Raw genomic sequence first — 16,619 nt, forward strand, 5'->3', positions numbered from 1 at the left:
ACCGAACCGGGGACCGCATCAGGGACAGAACCAGGGACCGAACCGGAGGCTGGTCCGGCGGCGTCCCCCTGTGCGAGGCTGCACGCCTCGTCGGGCGACCGCGCGTCAACGCACAGGTGGAGAGCAGCAGCATGCAGCCGCAGAGCATCAGCCAGGTCTGGGACCAGGTCACCGGTACCCAGGCGGCGCCCACCGACGCCGTGGTCTGGGCCACGGCCGCGGTCGCGCTGCTCGCGGTCGGCTGGCGGGTGCTGTGGCAGCTGACCAGGAACGTGGTCACCATCGCCCACGAGGGCGGCCACGCGCTGGTCGCCCTGCTGATGCGACGCCGCCTGCACGGGATCCGGCTGCACTCGGACACCAGCGGGCTGACCGTCTCCTCCGGCAAGCCGCACGGGCCCGGCATGGTGTTCACCGCCGCCGCCGGTTACGTCGCCCCCTCCCTGCTCGGGCTCGCCGGCGCCTGGCTGATCTCCGGTCGGCACACCACCGCGTTGCTCTGGGGCGTCGTGCTGCTCCTGCTCTGCGTGCTGATCGAGGTGCGCAACGCGTACGGGGTGTTGACCGTGCTCACAACCGGCGGGCTCTGTTTCGCCGTTTCCTGGTTCGGCGGCCCGCAGCTCCAGGGCGCCTTCGCCTACCTCTGTGTCTGGTTCCTGCTGCTGGCCGGCGTGCGCCCGGTCGTCGAGCTGCAGAGCAAGCGCTCCCGCGGCCAGGCCCGCGACTCCGACGCCGACCAGCTCGCCCGGCTGACCCGCCTGCCCGGACTGCTCTGGGTCGGCTTCTTCCTCCTCGTCTCCATCGGTTCACTCCTGCTCGGCGCACACTGGCTGCTGCCCGCACCGTTCTGACCTCGAAGCATCGGCAGGCCGTAAGCTCAGGGGTCATGACCGCCGCCGAGCAGCACTGGCCCGCCCCGACCGCGACCGATCCCGTGGACGCGGTGGTCACCGTGCCCGGATCGAAGTCCGCGACGAACCGGGCGCTGGTGCTCGCCGCCCTGGCGTCCCAGCCGGGCTATGTGCGTCGGCCGCTGCGCAGCAGGGACAGCCTGCTGATGGCGGACGGACTGCGCGCGCTGGGCATCGGCGTCGAGGACGAGCTGAACTCCAGCACCGGCGTCAGCGGCGGCGGAGACGCCTGGCGGGTGCTGCCCGCGCCGCTGGGCGGACCGGCCAGGGTCGACGTCGGCAACGCGGGCACCGTCATGCGCTTCCTCCCGCCGGTCGCCGCCCTCGCCGACGGCGACGTGCACTTCGACGGCGACCCGCGCTCCCACGAACGGCCGCTCGGCGGCGTGATCGACGCACTGCGCGTCCTCGGCGCACGCGTCGAGGACGGCGGACGCGGCGCCCTGCCGATGACCGTCCACGGCACCGGCGCCCTGGTCGGCGGGACGGTCACGGTGGACGCGTCCAGCTCCTCCCAGTTCGTCAGCGCGCTGCTGCTCTCCGGCCCCCGGTTCCAGAACGGCGTGGAGGTGCGCCACGTCGGCGCGCCGGTTCCCTCGATGCCGCACATCCGGATGACGGTGGAGATGCTGCGCGCGGCCGGGGCCCAGGTCGACGCGCCCGAGGACGGCGGCGTGCCGGACGTGTGGCGGGTCACCCCGGGTGCCCTGCTCGGCCGGGACGTGGTCGTCGAGCCCGACCTCTCGAACGCTGCGCCGTTCCTCGCCGCCGCGCTGGTCACCGCGGGAACGGTGCTGATCCCCGACTGGCCCGAGCGCACCAGCCAGCCCGGCGACCAGCTCCGTGACCTCTTCACCCGGATGGGCGGTTCCTGCGAGCTGGTCGAGGAGGGCCTGCGCTTCTCCGGCACCGGCCGGGTCCACGGCATCGACGCCGACCTGCACGCGGTCGGCGAGCTGACGCCCGTGGTCGCCGCCGTGGCGGCGCTCGCGGACTCCCCGTCGACCCTGCGCGGCATCGCGCACCTGCGCCTGCACGAGACCGACCGCCTGGCCGCGCTCGCCCGTGAGCTGAACGCGCTCGGCGGCGAGGTCAGCGAGACGGAGGACGGTCTGCGGATCGTCCCGCGCCCGCTGCACGGCGGCGTCTTCCACACCTACGAGGACCATCGCCTGGCCACCGCCGCCGCCGTCATCGGCCTGGTCGTGCCGGGCGTGGAGGTCGAGAACGTGGCCACCACCGCGAAGACCCTGCCCGACTTCCCCGATCTCTGGTCGGGCCTGCTCGGGGCGAAGGGCTAGGGGCACCGCCATGCGCCGCTACGGCAAGGACGCCGACGAGGACGACATCCGCAACCGCCCGTCCCGCAAGGGATCGCGCCCGCGCACGCGGATCCGCCCCACCCACGAGGACGCGGCGGAGGGGATGATCCTCACCGTCGACCGCGGCCGGTTCACCTGCCTGATCGACGAGGGCGCCAAGCGCGAGCGCGAGATCACCGCGATGAAGTCGCGCGAGCTGGGCCGCAAGGGCGTCGTCGTCGGCGACCGCGTCGCCCTGGTCGGCGACCTCTCCGGCGAGGCCGGCTCGCTGGCCCGCATCGTGCGCGTCGAGGAGCGCGAGTCCGTGCTGCGCCGCACGGCCGACGACGACGACCCGTACGAGCGCATCGTCGTCGCCAACGCGGACCAGCTCGCCATCGTCACCGCGCTCGCCGATCCCGAACCGCGCCCGCGCCTGATCGACCGCTGCCTGGTCGCCGCGTACGACGCGGGCATGGAACCGCTGCTGGTGCTGACCAAGTCGGACCTGGCGTCCGCCGATCCGCTGCTGGAGACGTACGCGCCGCTGGGCGTCCGCCATGTGGTCACCAGCAGGGAGACGCTGGCGACGGAGGGCGCGGAGGCCGTGCGCGAGGTGCTGCGCGGGCTCTCGACGGTCTTCATCGGCCACAGCGGCGTCGGCAAGACCACGCTGGTCAACGCGCTGGTCCCGGAGCATCAGCGCTCGACCGGCCACGTCAACGCGGTGACCGGTCGCGGCCGCCACACCACGACCTCGGCCCTGGCGCTGCGCCTGCCGGCGAAGAAGGGCCAGGAGTCGGGGTGGGTCATCGACACCCCGGGCTTCCGCTCGTTCGGGCTCTCGCACATCGAGCCCTCCCGCGTCATCCACGCCTTCCCCGACCTGGAGCCCGGCACGGGGGGCTGCCCCCGCGCCTGCTCGCACGACGAGCCCGACTGCGCCCTCGACGCGTGGGTCGCCGACGGCCACGCCGACCAGGCCCGCCTCTACTCCCTCCGCCGCCTCCTCTCCACCCGCGAAGCCCGCGAGGGCGACTGACGCCTTGGGCGTGGGCGCGACAGATCGGAGCGGGAGGGTGAGTTGCAGCGTCCAGGGGCGCGCGGCTCTGCCGATCTGCGCCTCCGACGCGTGGGCGCGACAATCCCTCAGCCTGCGGCCGGGAGGTACCCCTCCCACGCAAGGAGAGCACCGAACGCGCAGGGCCATCCGCATGTCAGTGGCCTCTCGCGCACGCAGTGAATCAAGCAGGGCCTCGCGGCGCCGGACGCTGCCAGCTCGGGCGGTTTGCACCTGACCGTTTTGCCCGCAATTATGGTGATCACTCGATCGCTGCTCGGTGGAGGGTCCGTGGCCTGGTTCTTGGTGATCATCGCTGGGCTGCTGGAGACCGGCTTCGCCGTCTGTCTCAAGCTCAGTCACGGCTTCACCAAGGTCTGGCCCACGGTCGGCTTCGCCTGCTTCGCGCTCGGCAGCTTCGGCCTGCTGACCACTTCGCTCAAAACGCTCGACGTCGGCCCCGCCTACGCCGTCTGGACCGGCATCGGCGCGGCGGGGACCGCCATCGTCGGGATGGTCTGGCTCGGCGACACCGTCTCCGCACTGAAACTGATCTCCATCAGCCTCGTGCTGATCGGCGTCGTCGGCCTCCAGCTCAGCGGCTCCGGCCACTGACCTCGCAGAACGCGTTCCGCGGCAGGCCCGCGCACGGACGCGGCATCGAGTCCTGCGCCACGATCGGCGCGAGGTCCAGGCCGGTGCGCTGCGGGTAGCTCGCACCGGGGACCGGGCACGGCCCGAAGCCCGCAGCGCAGACCAGCTCACCGAAGAGCAGTCGGTCGTCGCCGACCCCGGCGCCCGCGCCGCACGGCGTGCCGTCCACCGCGCCGCTCTGGATCGACGCCGGGTCGCTCGTCAGCGGGCCGCCGCCGATCACCCGGTTCCGCGCGAAGCAGTTCCGCGGAGCGGTCGCCGACTCGTTCGCCAGGTCCGCGTTGGTCGGGTTACCGAAGAAGCCGACCCGGCTGAAGGCGTTGCCCGCGACCACGTTGCCGTAGGACAGGAAGAGGCAGACACCGGCCTGCTGCACGCCGCCCTGGCAGTCGCTGCCCGGTGGCGGGGTCTCGCTGTCGGGGAAGTCGTGCAGCACGATGCCCCAGCTGCCCTGCCGCTCGATCCGGTTGTCCCGCATCGTGTCGTTGTGACCGCCCGAGATCTCGATCCCGACGCCGATCACCGGCGCCAGCCCGGAGACGGGCGCGTTCGGGTTGTTGTTGTCGTGGATGAAGTTGTGCTCGATGAAGGTGCACGAGGCCTGCGGCGCACCCGCGCAACTGCCGTCCTGCGGTGGCGGCGCGTCGTCGTTGTTCAGCGAGTTCGGCGCAATGCCGGTGCGGTTGTGGTCGAACTCGGAGTCGCGGATGGTGTAGCCGCCCGAGTTCGTGCCGGAGAAGCCGAGCGCCGAGTTCTGCCCGTGCGCGTCGGTGAGCGTCACCCCGCAGATGTTGCGGCAGGCGCCGACGTAGTAGTCGGAGTCGCCCATGTTCGAGGCGTAGGTGTGCGCGATCACCGCGGTCCGGTCGCGTTGGAGGCGAAGATCCCGTACTGCGCCATCGGCGCGCTCGCGTCCGCCGAACCGTAGCCGGAGGTCGCGGTCAGATAGGCGCCGTGATAGCCGTGCAGGCCGATCGCACCACTGCCGTCGCCGCCGTTCCACCAGATCTCGTTGCCGCCTTCGCCCTCGCCGCCGGACAGGTAGTTGCAGACGGTGAGGTTCTCGACGGACACGTCGTCGGCCTTGGACACGACGATCCCGCTGCGTCCTGCGGTGTCCTGCAGCGCCGGGGCGGACGGGCAGGGATGGGCCGCGGTGCCGTCGCTGCCGTCGATCACCACCCGGTTGCGGTCGAGGCCGCGCAGGTGGACACCGGGCGTGGTGATCAGCACGCCCGCGTCGGCGGTCGCCTTCTCGTGGTAGACGCCGGGCCAGATCAGCACCCAGTCGCCCCGGCGGGCGGCGTCGACCGCGGCCTGGACCGTCCGGTACTCGTGCCCGCCGTACCCGTCGCGTCCGCCGTGCCCACCCTGGCCCGCTCGCGGGCAGGGCGTGGTGCTGCCGTTGCAGACCAGCAGCACCCGCGCGTCGTCCCGGTCGCGCCCCGACGCCGCGCCGGTCGGCGACGCCGACGCCGGCGCGATCCCGGCCAGCGCCAGGGCGAACGTCCCCAGCAGGGAAGCCAGCACTCTCTTCGCTCTCGGAGCCGATCTCACGGGCAAACCTCCACCAGTGAACATGAGCTGACGTCATGTCAGCTCCGGCTCAGCCTCGGGGCGGTTCCCGGCGAAGTCAATCCCCTCGCCCCGCCCCCGCACAACACGCCCCGCCCGGCTTGGACGGCGCTGGCACCGCACCCCCGGCGATCGTTACTGTTCAGAGCATGGCCGACTACTCCGACGATCTGCGCCTCGCCCACGTCCTCGCGGACCATGCCGACTCCGTCACGCTGGACCGCTTCCGCGCGCTCGACCTCGCCGTCGAGACCAAGCCGGACCTGACCCCGGTGAGCGACGCGGACAAGGCCGTGGAGGACCTCCTCCGCGGTGACCTCCAGCGCGCCCGGCCACGCGACTCCGTTCTCGGCGAGGAGTACGGCACCACGGCGGGCCAGGGCCCGCGCCGCTGGGTGATCGACCCGATCGACGGCACCAAGAACTTCATCCGCGGCGTCCCCGTCTGGGCGACGCTGATCTCGCTGATGGAGCTGGGCCCCGGCGGCGAGCAGCCGGTCGTCGGCCTCGTCTCCGCCCCCGCCCTCAGCCGCCGCTGGTGGGCCGCGCGGGGCACCGGCGCGTTCACCGGCCGCAGCCTGACCCGCGCCTCACGGATCAAGGTCTCCGAGGTGTCCCGGCTGGAGGACGCGTCCTTCTCCTACTCCTCGCTGAGCGGTTGGGAGGAGCGCGGCAAGCTGGACTCCTTCCTCGACCTGACCCGGGCCTGCTGGCGCACCCGCGCCTACGGCGACTTCTGGTCGTACATGATGGTGGCCGAGGGCGCGGTGGACCTGGCCGCCGAGCCCGAGCTGAGCCTGTGGGACATGGCCGCCCCCTGCGTGATCGTGGAGGAGGCGGGCGGCCGCTTCACCGGCCTGGACGGCGTCCCCGGCGTGCGCAGCGGCAACGCCGTCGCCAGCAACGGCCTGCTGCACGGGGAAGCGCTCAGTCGCCTGGGCTGATCCGCCCTTTACGGAGCCGGACGGTACGGTAAGAGCCCGTCCCGTCCCGCTCTCCCCCCTGCCGAAGGACTGACTGTGTCCTGGATCAGCGACCATCTGCTGGCACTGAACGGCACGCTGGTGCTGATCGCCGTGTTCCTGCTGCCCGCGCTCGAGTCGAGCGTCTTCCTCGGATTCCTCATCCCCGGAGAGACGGCCGTGGTCATCGGCGGCGTCACCGCCTACAACGGCCACACCCACCTGTGGGCGGTGCTGCTGGTGGCGATCCTGGGCGCGGTGATCGGCGACAGCATCGGCTACGCGGTCGGCAAGCGCTGGGGCGACACCCTGCTCGGCCGACTCCCGGCCCGCCTGATCAAACCGTCGAGCGTCCGTCAGAGCAAGGAGCTGATCAAGCGGCTGGGCGGCAAGGCGGTCTTCGCCGGCCGCTTCGCCGCGGCGCTGCGCGCGCTGGTCCCCGGCCTCTGCGGAGTCTCCGAGATGCGCTACCGCACCTTCGCCGTGTGGAACGTGCTGGGCGGGATCATCTGGGCCACCGGCTTCGTGCTGCTCGGCTACTTCGCCGGCGCGGGCTGGCACAGGGTGGAGCACTACGCCTCGGTGGCGAGCTGGATCGCCGTCGGCGCGGCAGCCGTGGTGATCGCCGGCCTGGTCCTGCTGAAGCGCCGCGCCGAGAAGAAGGCGGAGGCCTGGCTGGACGACCCGGACGCCGACGAGGCCGCGGCGTCGGCGCAGACGACGGTCTGAATCTTTTTCCCTCCCGATGTCACACTCCCGCCGGACGCGGGGTCAGGGCAGTGACGAACTCGTTCGAAGCCTGCCTGATGGGGAGATTGACATGTCGACCGCCTACACCGCCGTCACCGTCGTCGGAGCCGCGCTGGCCGCCTTCTCGGCCGGCTCGGTCCTCGCCGGGGCCACGTGGGTCACCGAGCCGCTCACCGCATACGGCGTGCCCCGGTCGTGGTGGACCTGGCTGGGAGCGGCCAAGGCCGCCGGAGCCCTCGGCCTGCTGATCGGGCTGCTGGTGCCCCTCGTCGGGATCGCGGCCGGCATCGGTCTGGTCCTCTACTTCACCGGCGCGGTGATCACCGTGGTCCGCGCCCGCTCGTACGCGCACATCCCCTTCCCGCTGATCTACCTGGCACCGGTCGTCGCCTCACTCGCGCTGACCGCGTGAACCGCCCCCGGCGTCGGCCGGCCGGTCCGCCGCGGGGAGTTCCACCGTGACGCGGAGTCCGCCGTCGGCGCGCGGGGTCAGGGTGAGGGTCCCGTCGTGGGCCTGGGTGATGCTCCTGACGATCGCCAGACCGAGACCGACACCCGCCTGGTCGGTGTGGACGCGCTCGGTGGCCCGTCGGAAGGGCTCGGTGAGCGTCGCGGCCAGCTCCGGGGCGATCAGCTCGCCGGTGTTCTCGACGGTCAGCACCGCCCGGCCCGGGTGGGCGGCGGTGGTCACCCGCACGACGCCCCGCTCGGGGAGGTTGTGGACGATGGCGTTCTGCACCAGGTTCACGGCCAACTGCAGCAGCAGCGCGGGCGACCCCTCGGCGGAAGCGATCTCGCCCGCGGTCTCGACGCTGACGCCGCGCCGGTCCGCGAGCGGCAGCAGCGTCTCGGTCGCCTCCTCGGCGACCAGGGAGAGGTCGACGGGCTCGCGGGCGAAGGTCCGCTGTTCGGCCCGGCTGAGCAGCAGGAGTGCCTCGGTCAGGTCGATCGCCCGGGTGTTGACGACTTGCAGGCGCTCGAATGCCTCGTCGGCGTCGCGGTGCGGATCGGCGCGGGCCACGTCGAGGATCGCCTTGGAGATCGCCAGCGGGGTGCGCAACTCGTGCGAGGCGTTGGCCGCGAATCTCCGCTGCTCGGCGACGTGCGCTTCGAGCCGGGCCAGCATCGTGTCGAAGGCGTCGGCCAGTTCCCGGAACTCGTCGGTGCGGCCCGGCAGCCGGATCCGGTGCGCGAGCGACCCTTCGCCGGCCAGGCGGGTGGCCTCGGTGATGCGGGTCAGCGGGGCGAGCATCCGACCGGCGAGGAACCACCCGCCGACCAGCCCGAAGACCAGCAGGACCGCCAGTACCGCGGCCGCCTTCGGCGCGAAGACGCGCAGCAGGTTGGACCGGATGGGAAAGACACCGTGCGTGTCGGTGCCGCTGTAGACCAGCAGCGCCCGCTCGGGGACGTACCGCAGCAGGAACACCCACACCGCCCCGAGCAGCAGGACTCCGGCGAGCATGAGGAAGCCGGTGTAGCTGAGGGTGAGTCGCAGACGCACGCTCGTCCCGCGTGCCCGCGTCACGCGCCGCCTCCGTCGATGCGGTAGCCGACGCCGGGCACGGTGGCGATGATCGGCGGCTCGCCGAGCCGCTTGCGCAGCGCCGAGACGGTGATGCGCACCGCGTTGGTGAACGGGTCGGCGTTCTCGTCCCAGGCGCGGGCCAGCAGTTCCTCGGCGCTGACCACACCGCCCTCCGCGGCGACGAGGACTTCGAGCACGGCGAACTGCTTCCTGGTCAGCGCGACATAACGCCCGTCCCGGTAGACCTCGCGGCGGAACGGGTCCAGCCGCAGGCCCGCGATCTCCCGCACCGGCGGCCTGCTGTGGGCCCGCCTGCGGTCCAGCGCCCGGAGCCGGAGCACGAGCTCGCGCAGCTCGAACGGCTTGGTGAGGTAGTCGTCGACGCCGATGCCGAACCCTGAGGCCTTGTCGTCGAGCCGGTCGGCGGCGGTGAGCATGAGGATCGGCATGCCGTCGCCGGAGGCGACGATGCGCCGGGCGATCTCGTCGCCGGAGGGTCCGGGGATGTCGCGGTCGAGCACGGCGATGTCGTACGCGTGGACGCTCAGCAGTTCCAGCGCGGTGTCGCCGTCTCCGGCGACGTCGGCCGCGATCGCCTCCAGCCGCAGACCGTCGCGGACGGCTTCCGCCAGGTAGGGCTCGTCCTCGACGATCAGCACACGCATGCACTCGATGCTAGGAGCCGACGCGTATCGTCGGCGTATCCAAAAGGGCATACGCGCGCACAACACCCCGTCATTGTCGAATGTCCGCATGACGCGAAACCCACCGCCAGGACCTGCAGCGAGCCGCGAGGCCTCCCCCGACGGTGCGCGCGCACGGACGACGGCGGAGCCGCGGCCCGACGGGGCCCGCCGGCGGCGCGGGGGCGTGCGCCGGGGACTGCGTGCCCTGGCCGGGCCCGGCCCCTGGAGGCGCGGCCCGGTGCTCACGGCGGCGGCGCTGGTGCTCGGGCTGCTCCTGCTGCTGCACGCGGAGATCCCGAACGGGTGGACAGGAAACCTCGGCAGCCTGGTGGAGACCTTCCTGCCCTGGTTCGGCGTCTTCGTCCCGGTCCTGCTGGCTGGGGCGCTGTGGCGCCGCTCCGCCTCCGCGGTGGTCGCGCTGCTGCTGCCGGTCGTGGTCTGGTTGAACCTCTTCGGCGGGCTGCTCCTGGACAAGTCCCGCCCCGCAGGCGACCTCACCGTGGCCGAACAGAACGTCGACGCCGGCAATCCGGACCCGGCCCGCACCGCACGGGATCTCGCCGCCTCAGGAGCCGACCTGCTGGCCCTGGTCGAGCTGACCCCGCAGTCCACGGGCGCCTACGAGAAGGGACTGGCCGGGGCGTACCCGTACCGCGCGGTGCAGGGCACCGTCGGGCTCTGGAGCAAGCTGCCGCTCTCGGACGCCGAGCAGCTCGACATCATGGACTTCGGGCCGCTGGCAGCCACGAAGCCGCTCGCCGAGAAGACGGCAGGGAACCGGGCGCTGCGCATCACGGTGACGACGCCCAGGGGTCCGCTGACGGTCTACGTGGCGCACCTGGGGTCCGTCCGGGTCAACCCCAGGGCCGGCTTCTGGACGACCTCACGGGACATCGGCGCCCAGATCCTCGGCAAGGCCGTCGCCGCCGATCCGAGCCGGCGGGTGGTGCTGCTCGGCGACCTGAACGGCACCACGGACGACCGCGCGTTCGCCCCCCTCACCTCACAGTTGCAATCGGCCCAGGACACGGCGGGCAACGGTTTCGGCTTCACCTGGCCGGCCGCGTTCCCCGTCGCGGGGATCGACCAGATCCTGGTCAGAGGCGTGCAGCCGGACAGCTCCCGGGTGCTGGGCGCCACCGGCAGCGACCATCTGCCCGTGGCGGCGGCCATCAGCTGGTAGGACCCTCGCACCGACCGACGCCACGCGCGGATCGCCCCACGGACTCGCCGGGCGACGGGCCGCACGGAGCGGTGGGCATCGCCCGTCGACCGAGGGCGCAGGCGCATCACATCGCCACAGCCATGTGGGCCCTCGCGACTTCAGCCGGTAGGCACGCATGGCTGCGCCGACGCCGCGAGCACGGATCGGCGCGTCACAGCCCTGCCGGCACGCGGCACCGGCCCGTGGTCAGGACATCGCTGCCGACGCCGCGCGCGAAGCAGCGCGTCAAAGCCCTGTCGGTGGGCGCATGTCCTGCGGCGGCCTCGCGGGCGCAGCCGCGCGATGGACGGTCACCCCCAGACCCCCAGGCCTCGGCCGCCGGATTCCGCGGTGTCGACCCGTCCGCAGGGGTCGCTCACGCGTGGGGCCCGGGTCGGCCGGGCCTCAGGCGGAGAGTTCGGACCGCAGCGCTTCGAGGAGGCGTTCCGCGCGCTCGGTGACGGCCTCGGGCCCCAGCTCGGCCGCACGGACGCACCAGACCCGTGCCTCCAGCAGTTCGCCACGACGGGCGGCGATCAGCGCGAGCCGCAGCGCCGCACGGCCGTGGCCGGCCTCCGCCGCCGTCGCGTACCAGCGGATCGCCTCCGACTCACCGCCCTCGCGCGCCAGCAGCAGGCCGAGGTTGAACGCACCGCTGCGGCTGCCGCCCTCGGCGGCGCGCCGGTACCAGTGCTCGGCCTCCTCCGTCTCGCCGCGCTCCGCCGCCCGGACGCCGACACGGACCTGGGCGCGACCGTGTCCCGCCTCGGCGGCTCTGCGGTACCACCGCTCCGCGTCGTCGCCGCGGCGGCCCGACTCGTCCTCGCGGCGCTCCAGCAGCACGGCGAGCCGGAACGCGCCCTCCGCCGAGCCTCCGTCAGCAGCCTGCCGGTAGCGGGTGATCGCCGCGCCGAGGTCGCCGCGGCGCTCCTTGGCCACGCCCAACTGCAGCGCCGCGTCCGCGTGCCCCTCCGCCGCCGCCCGGGCGTACCACTCCTGAGAGGAGTGCAGCTCACCGCGGTCGGCGTGAAGGATGCCCAGGTTGTAGGCGGCGTCCACGGAACCCGCCTCGGCGGCCTTGCAGAACCACGGCTCGGCACCTGGGGTGTCACCACGCTGCAGCAGCATCACCGCCAGCGCGTTGCCCGCCTCCCGGTGTCCGGCATAGGCCGCGCGGCGGTACCACTGCTCGGCCATCGCGTCCTGGCCCTGCGCGGCCGCCATCAGGCCGAGGTTGAACGCCCCGTTGTGGTCGCCCGCCTCCAGCGCGGTGCGGTACCACTGCTGGGCCATCTCCGTCTCGCCCCACTCGTCGTGCAGCGCGCCGAGCGCGTTCGCCGCGTTGCCGTCGCCGGCCTCGGCCGCCTCCCGCCACCAGTCGGCCGCGCCCACCGCGTCGCCGAGGTCGCGCAGCAGGAAGCCCATGGCGCAGGCCGCGCGCGACTCGCCCGCCTGCGCGGCCTGGCGGTACCAGTGGGAGGCGTCCTCGCGGTCCCCCCGCGCTTCGAGCAGGCTGCCGAGGCGCAGCGCCGCTGCGGCGTGGCTGCGCGCGGCCGCCTGGCGGTACCAGGGCTCGGCCCCCGCCGGGTCCTTCGCCGCCTCGCGCAGTCGGCCGAGCCGGTAGGCCGCCTCGCGGTGGCCGACCTCGGCCGCGGCACGGAACCACTTCTCCGCGCGGACGTCGCGTCGGTGCTCGAACAGGTCGGCGAGGGCGAAGGCGCCACCGGTGTGGCCCTGCTCGGCCGCCTGCAGGAGCCAGTACTCGGCGCCGGGCTCGTCACCGTGGTCGCGCAGGTGCAGCCCCAGGGCGTGCGCGGCCGGCGCGCTGCCCGCAACCGCGGCGGCACGCCACCAGTGGCCCGCCTCCTCGCGGTAGCCGCGCTGGTGCAGCAGGACGCCGAGGTTGTTCGCACCCGCGCGCAGGCCCGCGACGGCGGCGCGGCGCAGGTAGGGCTCGGCCGCGTCGAGATCACCGCGGCGGAGCAGCAGCGCGCCCAGCAGGCTGGCCGCGCCCGTGTCGCCGGCGTCCGCGGCGTCGCGGTAGCGCGCCTCCAGCGCGCCCTGTTCCCGGGCGGCGAGGACCGCCTCGAAGCTCTCGGCGCTGTGGACGCCGTCGGCTCTGTCGACGCCGTCGGGGCTCTCGTCGCCCTCCAGGGCGCGCTCGTCGGCGGCCGGACCGTCGTCGACGCTGCCCGGGTGCTCGAAGGTGGGATCGGAATCGAGGGCCGCGTGGTCCAGCCGGACGTCCTGGGCGCGTTGCAGCGGCAGCCGCCCCGCCTGCTCGGCCCCTGCCGGGCCTCCAGCCTTTACCGACATGTCGACTCCCGCGTCCGCCGGGGCTGCGGGCACCCCTGGTACGCAATCTCCCCAATCGAGCTCATCGTCGCACCATCCGCAACCCGCGTACACCTGGTATACCGCAGCTTGTGAGGCTACTTCAGCGCTTTGTCGATTTCGCGACACATCTACTGTGCAACACGTGTGCGAGAGCTTGCCGCTGACGTCCCGTGACGCCTGGTGAGCCCCATCTTCCCCTCCGAGGGCGAAATAAGACTGGTCGTCAGATTCCTACCCGTTCGGACCATCGGACCACCGGCGCGGCGGCGGCACGAGGCCCGAACAGACAACAGGCCCGGTGCCTAAGCACCGGGCCTGTTGCCATCAGTAGCGGGGACAGGATTTGAACCTGCGACCTCTGGGTTATGAGCCCAGCGAGCTACCGAGCTGCTCCACCCCGCGTCGTTGTGTCTCAACTGTACGACACGTTCGCTGATCAGAGCAAATCGATATAAGCGAAGGGAGCGCACCCGATCCGCACCGCACGCCCCGGCGAGGCCGGACATGACGAAGGCCCGGTGCCTGAGCACCGGGCCTTCGTTCTGGAGTAGCGGGGACAGGATTTGAACCTGCGACCTCTGGGTTATGAGCCCAGCGAGCTACCGAGCTGCTCCACCCCGCGTCGTTGTGTCTCAACCATAGCACGGGGGCCGGACGGCCCTCGACCGCCGGCCTCGGTGACGCGCGCCGCGGCCTCAGCCGAGCGCGCCGACCAGCAGCGGATAGACCCCGCCAGCCAGGAGCGAACTGAGCATCAGCAGGCCCAGGCCGGTGAAGGCCGGCAGCCACCGTCTGCGCAGCGGCACGAGGAGGAACAGCCCCGCACAGATCAGCGCCACACAGCAGAGCAGCGTCTTCGCCTGGAGCCAGGCGTCGAACTCCCGTGGACCGAGCGCTACGGCGCGGCCGACGATGTCGTACCGGTCCAGCCAGTACGCGGCGGCCTTGAGCGCCAGCAGTACCGCGAAGAGCATGGAGAGCTGGGCGCGCGCCGCGGCGGTGCTCCGTCTTCGCCGGTCCTGCAGCTGGAGCCCGCCGTAGAGGTAGTGCACGGCGCCGGCCGCGGCGAGCGAGGCGAACATCGCGGCGAAGCCGAAGTCGACCAGGAACCGGTACCAGGGCACCGTGGTCAGGTAGAAGCTGGAATCCAGATGGAACTTCGGGTCCCTGGTACCCCAGGGCGCCTCGTGGACCGTGTCGCGCCAGAGCTCCGCGTGGGTCGCCGCGGCGGCCCCCGCCAGCACCCCGGGCAGTCCGGCCACCGCCGCCAGCAGCAGCGGCTTGCGGCCCGCGACCAGCTGACGGCACGGGTCGAGGCTCACCTGTTCGGGCGACATCACACTCAAGGGCTGCCGCATCCGGTGGGCCAGCCAGCAGTTGCCGCCGACCATCAGGGCCATCACCGAGCCGAAGACCACGAAGAGGAAGAACTGCCCCCAGGTCGGCGCTGCCAGCACCACCAGGGCCGCCAGCATCACGCCCGCTGAGGTCGCCGAGGCCAGCGGCAGGACCCTGGGACGGCGGCGGGTCGTCGGGCCGGGCGTCGGCATCTGGAATACCAAGGCGGGTCCTCGGGCTCGTCGTGGTGGCGGTGGGGGTCGGATAGTCCAACTCCGACGACGATTATTTGAGTTCCCGACGACATGTGAGGATAGGTTCCATGTCCGACGCCACGCCCCCTGCCGCCCGCCCGCTCACCCGCGCCGCGCTCGAGATCGACGAGTACGCCGCAGGCCTCGGCTGGGACCAGCCCGCCCGCCTCTTCGCCCTCGTCGACACGAGCGAGCTGCTGGCCAACCAGCCCGCGCTGGCCCGCCAGCTCGGCCTGGAGCCCGGCGCCAAGGGCGAGCTGACCCCGATCGAGCAGGACGAGCTGCCCAAGGGCACGCAGCTGGACGACTTCCTCGGCACCATCGCCTGGCCCGAGGCCGTGGCCGGTTGCGCCCTGGTCGTCGAGCGGCTGATCCTCCCGCCCTCTGCGGAGTCGGCCATCCCCGGCGGCAAGAGCGAGCGCGAGCTCGCGGCCTTCGTGGCCAGGCATCCGGAGCGCCAGGAGGTCAGGATGACCGTCGCGGTCCTGCGCGACGGCACCCGTGAGACGGCCCTGCGGCTGCGCGAGAAGGACTCCCCGCGTGAGGTCCTCACCGGCCCGGACCTGGTCCCCGGTCTCGCGGACGCGCTGCTCACCACCTTCAGCTGACCGCTTCCCCGCCGGCCGCGCCGACCCTTTCCGCGCCCCGGGACATGGCGGCGGTCACGTCCCGGGCCAGGCCCGGTGCGTGACCGCCGCCGACGGCTCCCTGGCCGCTACTTCGAGCAGGACGGCAGCGCCGCGGTGTTGCCGGAGCGGATCTGGGCGAGGGCGTCCAGCGCGCCCTTGAGGCTGGTCTCCTTGATCAGGGTCAGCCCCTTCGGGGTTACCGCGGAGGCCTCGGCGCAGTTGTCGGCGGGGGTGAAGAAGTACTGGGCCCCTGCCGCACGCGCGGCGATCAGCTTCATCGAGATGCCGCCGATCGGCCCCACGCTGCCGTCCGCGTCGATCGTCCCGGTGCCGGCGATGAACCTGCCGCCGGTCAGGTTGGTGCCGCCGAGCTTGTCGACGATTCCGAGCGCGAACATCAGGCCGGCGCTCGGGCCGCCGACGTCGCCCAGGTTGATCTCCACGTCGAACGGGAAGGTGTGCTCCACGTCCGGCTGGATGCCCACCATCGCCTTCTGCGTGTCCGGGTTCTTCGCCGTCTTGATCACGACCTTCTGCTCGGTCGCGGCGCGCTGCGCGGAGGTCGGCGTGATCTCGGTGGTCTTCCCCTTCGGGATGACCGTGAAGACGACGTCCTCGCCCGGCTGGTGCTTGGTGACCAGGACCGAGACCTGCTTGGGGTCGGTGACCGGGGTGCCGTCGACGGCGACGATCACGTCGCCCGCGTGGAGCTTGCCGACCGAGGGGCTGCCCTCGACGACCGCGGCGACCACGACCTCCGACGCGACGGGGAAGCCGAGCTGCGTCAGCGCCGCCGTCTTCGCGCTGTCCTGGGAGGCGGAGAACTCCTCGGCGTTCTGCTGCTGCGCCTGCTCGGCGGTCTGGTTGTCCGGGTAGAGGGTGCCGTGCGGGACGATCGCCATCTTGTCGTCGATCCAGCCCGCCAGCGCGGAGATCAGGTTCGGACGGTAGTCGGCGCTGCTCACCTCGACCGTGGTCATGTTGAGGTTGCCGGTCGTCGGAAAGGTCGGGTGACCGCTGATGACGATGACCGGCTTGCCGTTCTGGTCGCCGAGCGTGTTGTACGTCGGCCCGGGACTCATCTCGGCGTAGGGCGCCGGGACCAGAAGAGTGACGCAGAAGAGCGCTATCAGCAGCAGCGTGGAGGCGAGCATCGTCGCGGAGCGGCGTGGCATGGCACGACAGTACGGGACGCGATCGCCGACACGCCCGCCGGACTACGCTTCGCCGGGCTCCGGGCGGCCCTCGGGCCGGTCGGGCTGCCGCTCCATGGCGGCACGGAAGCGCTCGTAGTCCTGGAGCGAGTCACGGTCCCCCGTGGCCCTCGTCCGGGAGGACCAGGTCACCCAGATCGCGGCCAACACGCCGCCCAGCAGCGGGATGATCCACCAGGCGAGCACACTCATGTCGTTCTCCCAGCTCATCGTGGT

17 protein-coding genes and 2 tRNA genes are annotated in these 16,619 nt (G+C 72.5%); 9 read left to right on the forward strand and 10 right to left on the reverse strand.

Annotation, left to right across the window (positions count from 1 at the left end):
* Positions 1 to 131: 131 nt before the first annotated feature.
* From BS83_RS38065 to BS83_RS38080, 4 genes are all read left to right on the forward strand, one after another.
* Complete coding sequence (locus BS83_RS38065) at positions 132 to 851, forward strand: M50 family metallopeptidase (protein ID WP_037607853.1); 720 nt, start codon at positions 132 to 134, stop codon at positions 849 to 851.
* Positions 852 to 886: 35 nt separating this feature from the next.
* Positions 887 to 2,212 (forward strand): 3-phosphoshikimate 1-carboxyvinyltransferase, encoded by a 1,326-nt coding sequence (gene aroA, locus BS83_RS38070; protein WP_037607855.1) that lies wholly within the window; start codon positions 887 to 889, stop codon positions 2,210 to 2,212.
* A gap of 10 nt (positions 2,213 to 2,222) precedes the next feature.
* The gene (gene rsgA, locus BS83_RS38075) at positions 2,223 to 3,254 is read left to right on the forward strand and encodes a ribosome small subunit-dependent GTPase A (RefSeq protein WP_037607857.1); all 1,032 of its coding nucleotides are present in this window, start codon (positions 2,223 to 2,225) and stop codon (positions 3,252 to 3,254) included.
* A gap of 309 nt (positions 3,255 to 3,563) precedes the next feature.
* A complete protein-coding gene (locus BS83_RS38080) occupies positions 3,564 to 3,887 on the forward strand; it encodes a DMT family transporter (protein ID WP_037607859.1) in 324 nt (107 codons plus the stop codon).
* On the opposite strand, the gene BS83_RS46860 is transcribed toward BS83_RS38080, so the two are convergent.
* Together BS83_RS46860 and BS83_RS46865 are read right to left on the reverse strand one after the other, a co-directional pair.
* Entirely contained in the window at positions 3,868 to 4,782 is a 915-nt protein-coding gene (locus tag BS83_RS46860) for a right-handed parallel beta-helix repeat-containing protein (protein WP_037607861.1), read from the reverse strand. The genes BS83_RS38080 and BS83_RS46860 overlap by 20 nt on opposite strands.
* Positions 4,779 to 5,456, reverse strand: a complete 678-nt coding sequence (locus BS83_RS46865) for a PemB family protein (RefSeq protein ID WP_037607863.1) — start codon at positions 5,454 to 5,456, stop codon at positions 4,779 to 4,781. Before BS83_RS46865 ends, BS83_RS46860 begins: the two co-directional genes overlap by 4 nt.
* Positions 5,457 to 5,650: 194 nt before the next feature.
* Here BS83_RS46865 and hisN point away from each other — a divergent pair, with 194 nt between their 5' ends.
* The 3 genes from hisN (at position 5,651) to BS83_RS38105 (ending at position 7,625) form a co-directional block, all read left to right on the forward strand.
* Complete coding sequence (gene hisN / locus BS83_RS38095; protein ID WP_037607864.1) at positions 5,651 to 6,445, forward strand: histidinol-phosphatase; 795 nt, start codon at positions 5,651 to 5,653, stop codon at positions 6,443 to 6,445.
* 75 nt (positions 6,446 to 6,520) lie between these two features.
* Positions 6,521 to 7,192: a DedA family protein gene (locus tag BS83_RS38100; protein WP_063774311.1), complete on the forward strand. Its 672-nt coding sequence runs from the start codon at positions 6,521 to 6,523 to the stop codon at positions 7,190 to 7,192.
* A gap of 91 nt (positions 7,193 to 7,283) precedes the next feature.
* Positions 7,284 to 7,625: a DoxX family protein gene (locus BS83_RS38105; protein ID WP_037607866.1), complete on the forward strand. Its 342-nt coding sequence runs from the start codon at positions 7,284 to 7,286 to the stop codon at positions 7,623 to 7,625.
* Here the strand turns inward: BS83_RS38105 and BS83_RS38110 are convergent.
* Both BS83_RS38110 and vanR-Sc read right to left on the reverse strand, forming a co-directional pair.
* Complete coding sequence (locus BS83_RS38110; protein ID WP_037607868.1) at positions 7,605 to 8,741, reverse strand: sensor histidine kinase; 1,137 nt, start codon at positions 8,739 to 8,741, stop codon at positions 7,605 to 7,607. The genes BS83_RS38105 and BS83_RS38110 overlap by 21 nt on opposite strands.
* Positions 8,738 to 9,406, reverse strand: a complete 669-nt coding sequence (vanR-Sc, locus tag BS83_RS38115; RefSeq protein ID WP_037607870.1) for a VanSc-type vancomycin resistance response regulator transcription factor VanR — start codon at positions 9,404 to 9,406, stop codon at positions 8,738 to 8,740. The genes BS83_RS38110 and vanR-Sc overlap by 4 nt, the downstream gene beginning before the upstream one ends.
* Positions 9,407 to 9,494: 88 nt before the next feature.
* Between vanR-Sc and BS83_RS38120 the strand changes: the two genes are divergently transcribed.
* Positions 9,495 to 10,610, forward strand: coding sequence for an endonuclease/exonuclease/phosphatase family protein (locus BS83_RS38120; protein WP_198035388.1), 1,116 nt, complete (start codon positions 9,495 to 9,497; stop codon positions 10,608 to 10,610).
* A 426-nt stretch (positions 10,611 to 11,036) separates the two neighbouring features.
* Here BS83_RS38120 and BS83_RS38125 read toward each other — a convergent pair whose 3' ends face one another.
* From BS83_RS38125 to BS83_RS38140, 4 genes are all read right to left on the reverse strand, one after another.
* Positions 11,037 to 12,947 (reverse strand): tetratricopeptide repeat protein, encoded by a 1,911-nt coding sequence (locus BS83_RS38125; RefSeq protein WP_157597483.1) that lies wholly within the window; start codon positions 12,945 to 12,947, stop codon positions 11,037 to 11,039.
* Positions 12,948 to 13,296: 349 nt separating this feature from the next.
* Positions 13,297 to 13,370, reverse strand: a tRNA-Met gene (locus tag BS83_RS38130).
* A 146-nt stretch (positions 13,371 to 13,516) separates the two neighbouring features.
* Positions 13,517 to 13,590: transfer RNA gene (locus BS83_RS38135), tRNA-Met, on the reverse strand.
* Between the two features lie 73 nt (positions 13,591 to 13,663).
* A complete protein-coding gene (locus BS83_RS38140) occupies positions 13,664 to 14,530 on the reverse strand; it encodes a UPF0182 family protein (protein WP_157597484.1) in 867 nt (288 codons plus the stop codon).
* A 98-nt stretch (positions 14,531 to 14,628) separates the two neighbouring features.
* Here BS83_RS38140 and BS83_RS38145 point away from each other — a divergent pair, with 98 nt between their 5' ends.
* Complete coding sequence (locus tag BS83_RS38145; RefSeq protein WP_037607874.1) at positions 14,629 to 15,168, forward strand: PPA1309 family protein; 540 nt, start codon at positions 14,629 to 14,631, stop codon at positions 15,166 to 15,168.
* A gap of 107 nt (positions 15,169 to 15,275) precedes the next feature.
* On the opposite strand, the gene BS83_RS38150 is transcribed toward BS83_RS38145, so the two are convergent.
* The gene (locus BS83_RS38150; protein ID WP_037607877.1) at positions 15,276 to 16,364 is read right to left on the reverse strand and encodes a YlbL family protein; all 1,089 of its coding nucleotides are present in this window, start codon (positions 16,362 to 16,364) and stop codon (positions 15,276 to 15,278) included.
* A gap of 42 nt (positions 16,365 to 16,406) precedes the next feature.
* Positions 16,407 to 16,613 carry a hypothetical protein gene (locus tag BS83_RS38155; RefSeq protein WP_037607879.1) on the reverse strand — a complete coding sequence of 69 codons (207 nt, stop codon included), beginning with the start codon at positions 16,611 to 16,613 and terminating at the stop codon, positions 16,407 to 16,409.
* Between the last annotated feature and the right edge of the window lie 6 nt (positions 16,614 to 16,619).

It is taken from the genome of Streptacidiphilus rugosus AM-16 (assembly GCF_000744655.1).
Classification (GTDB): Bacteria; Actinomycetota; Actinomycetes; order Streptomycetales; family Streptomycetaceae; genus Streptacidiphilus; species Streptacidiphilus rugosus.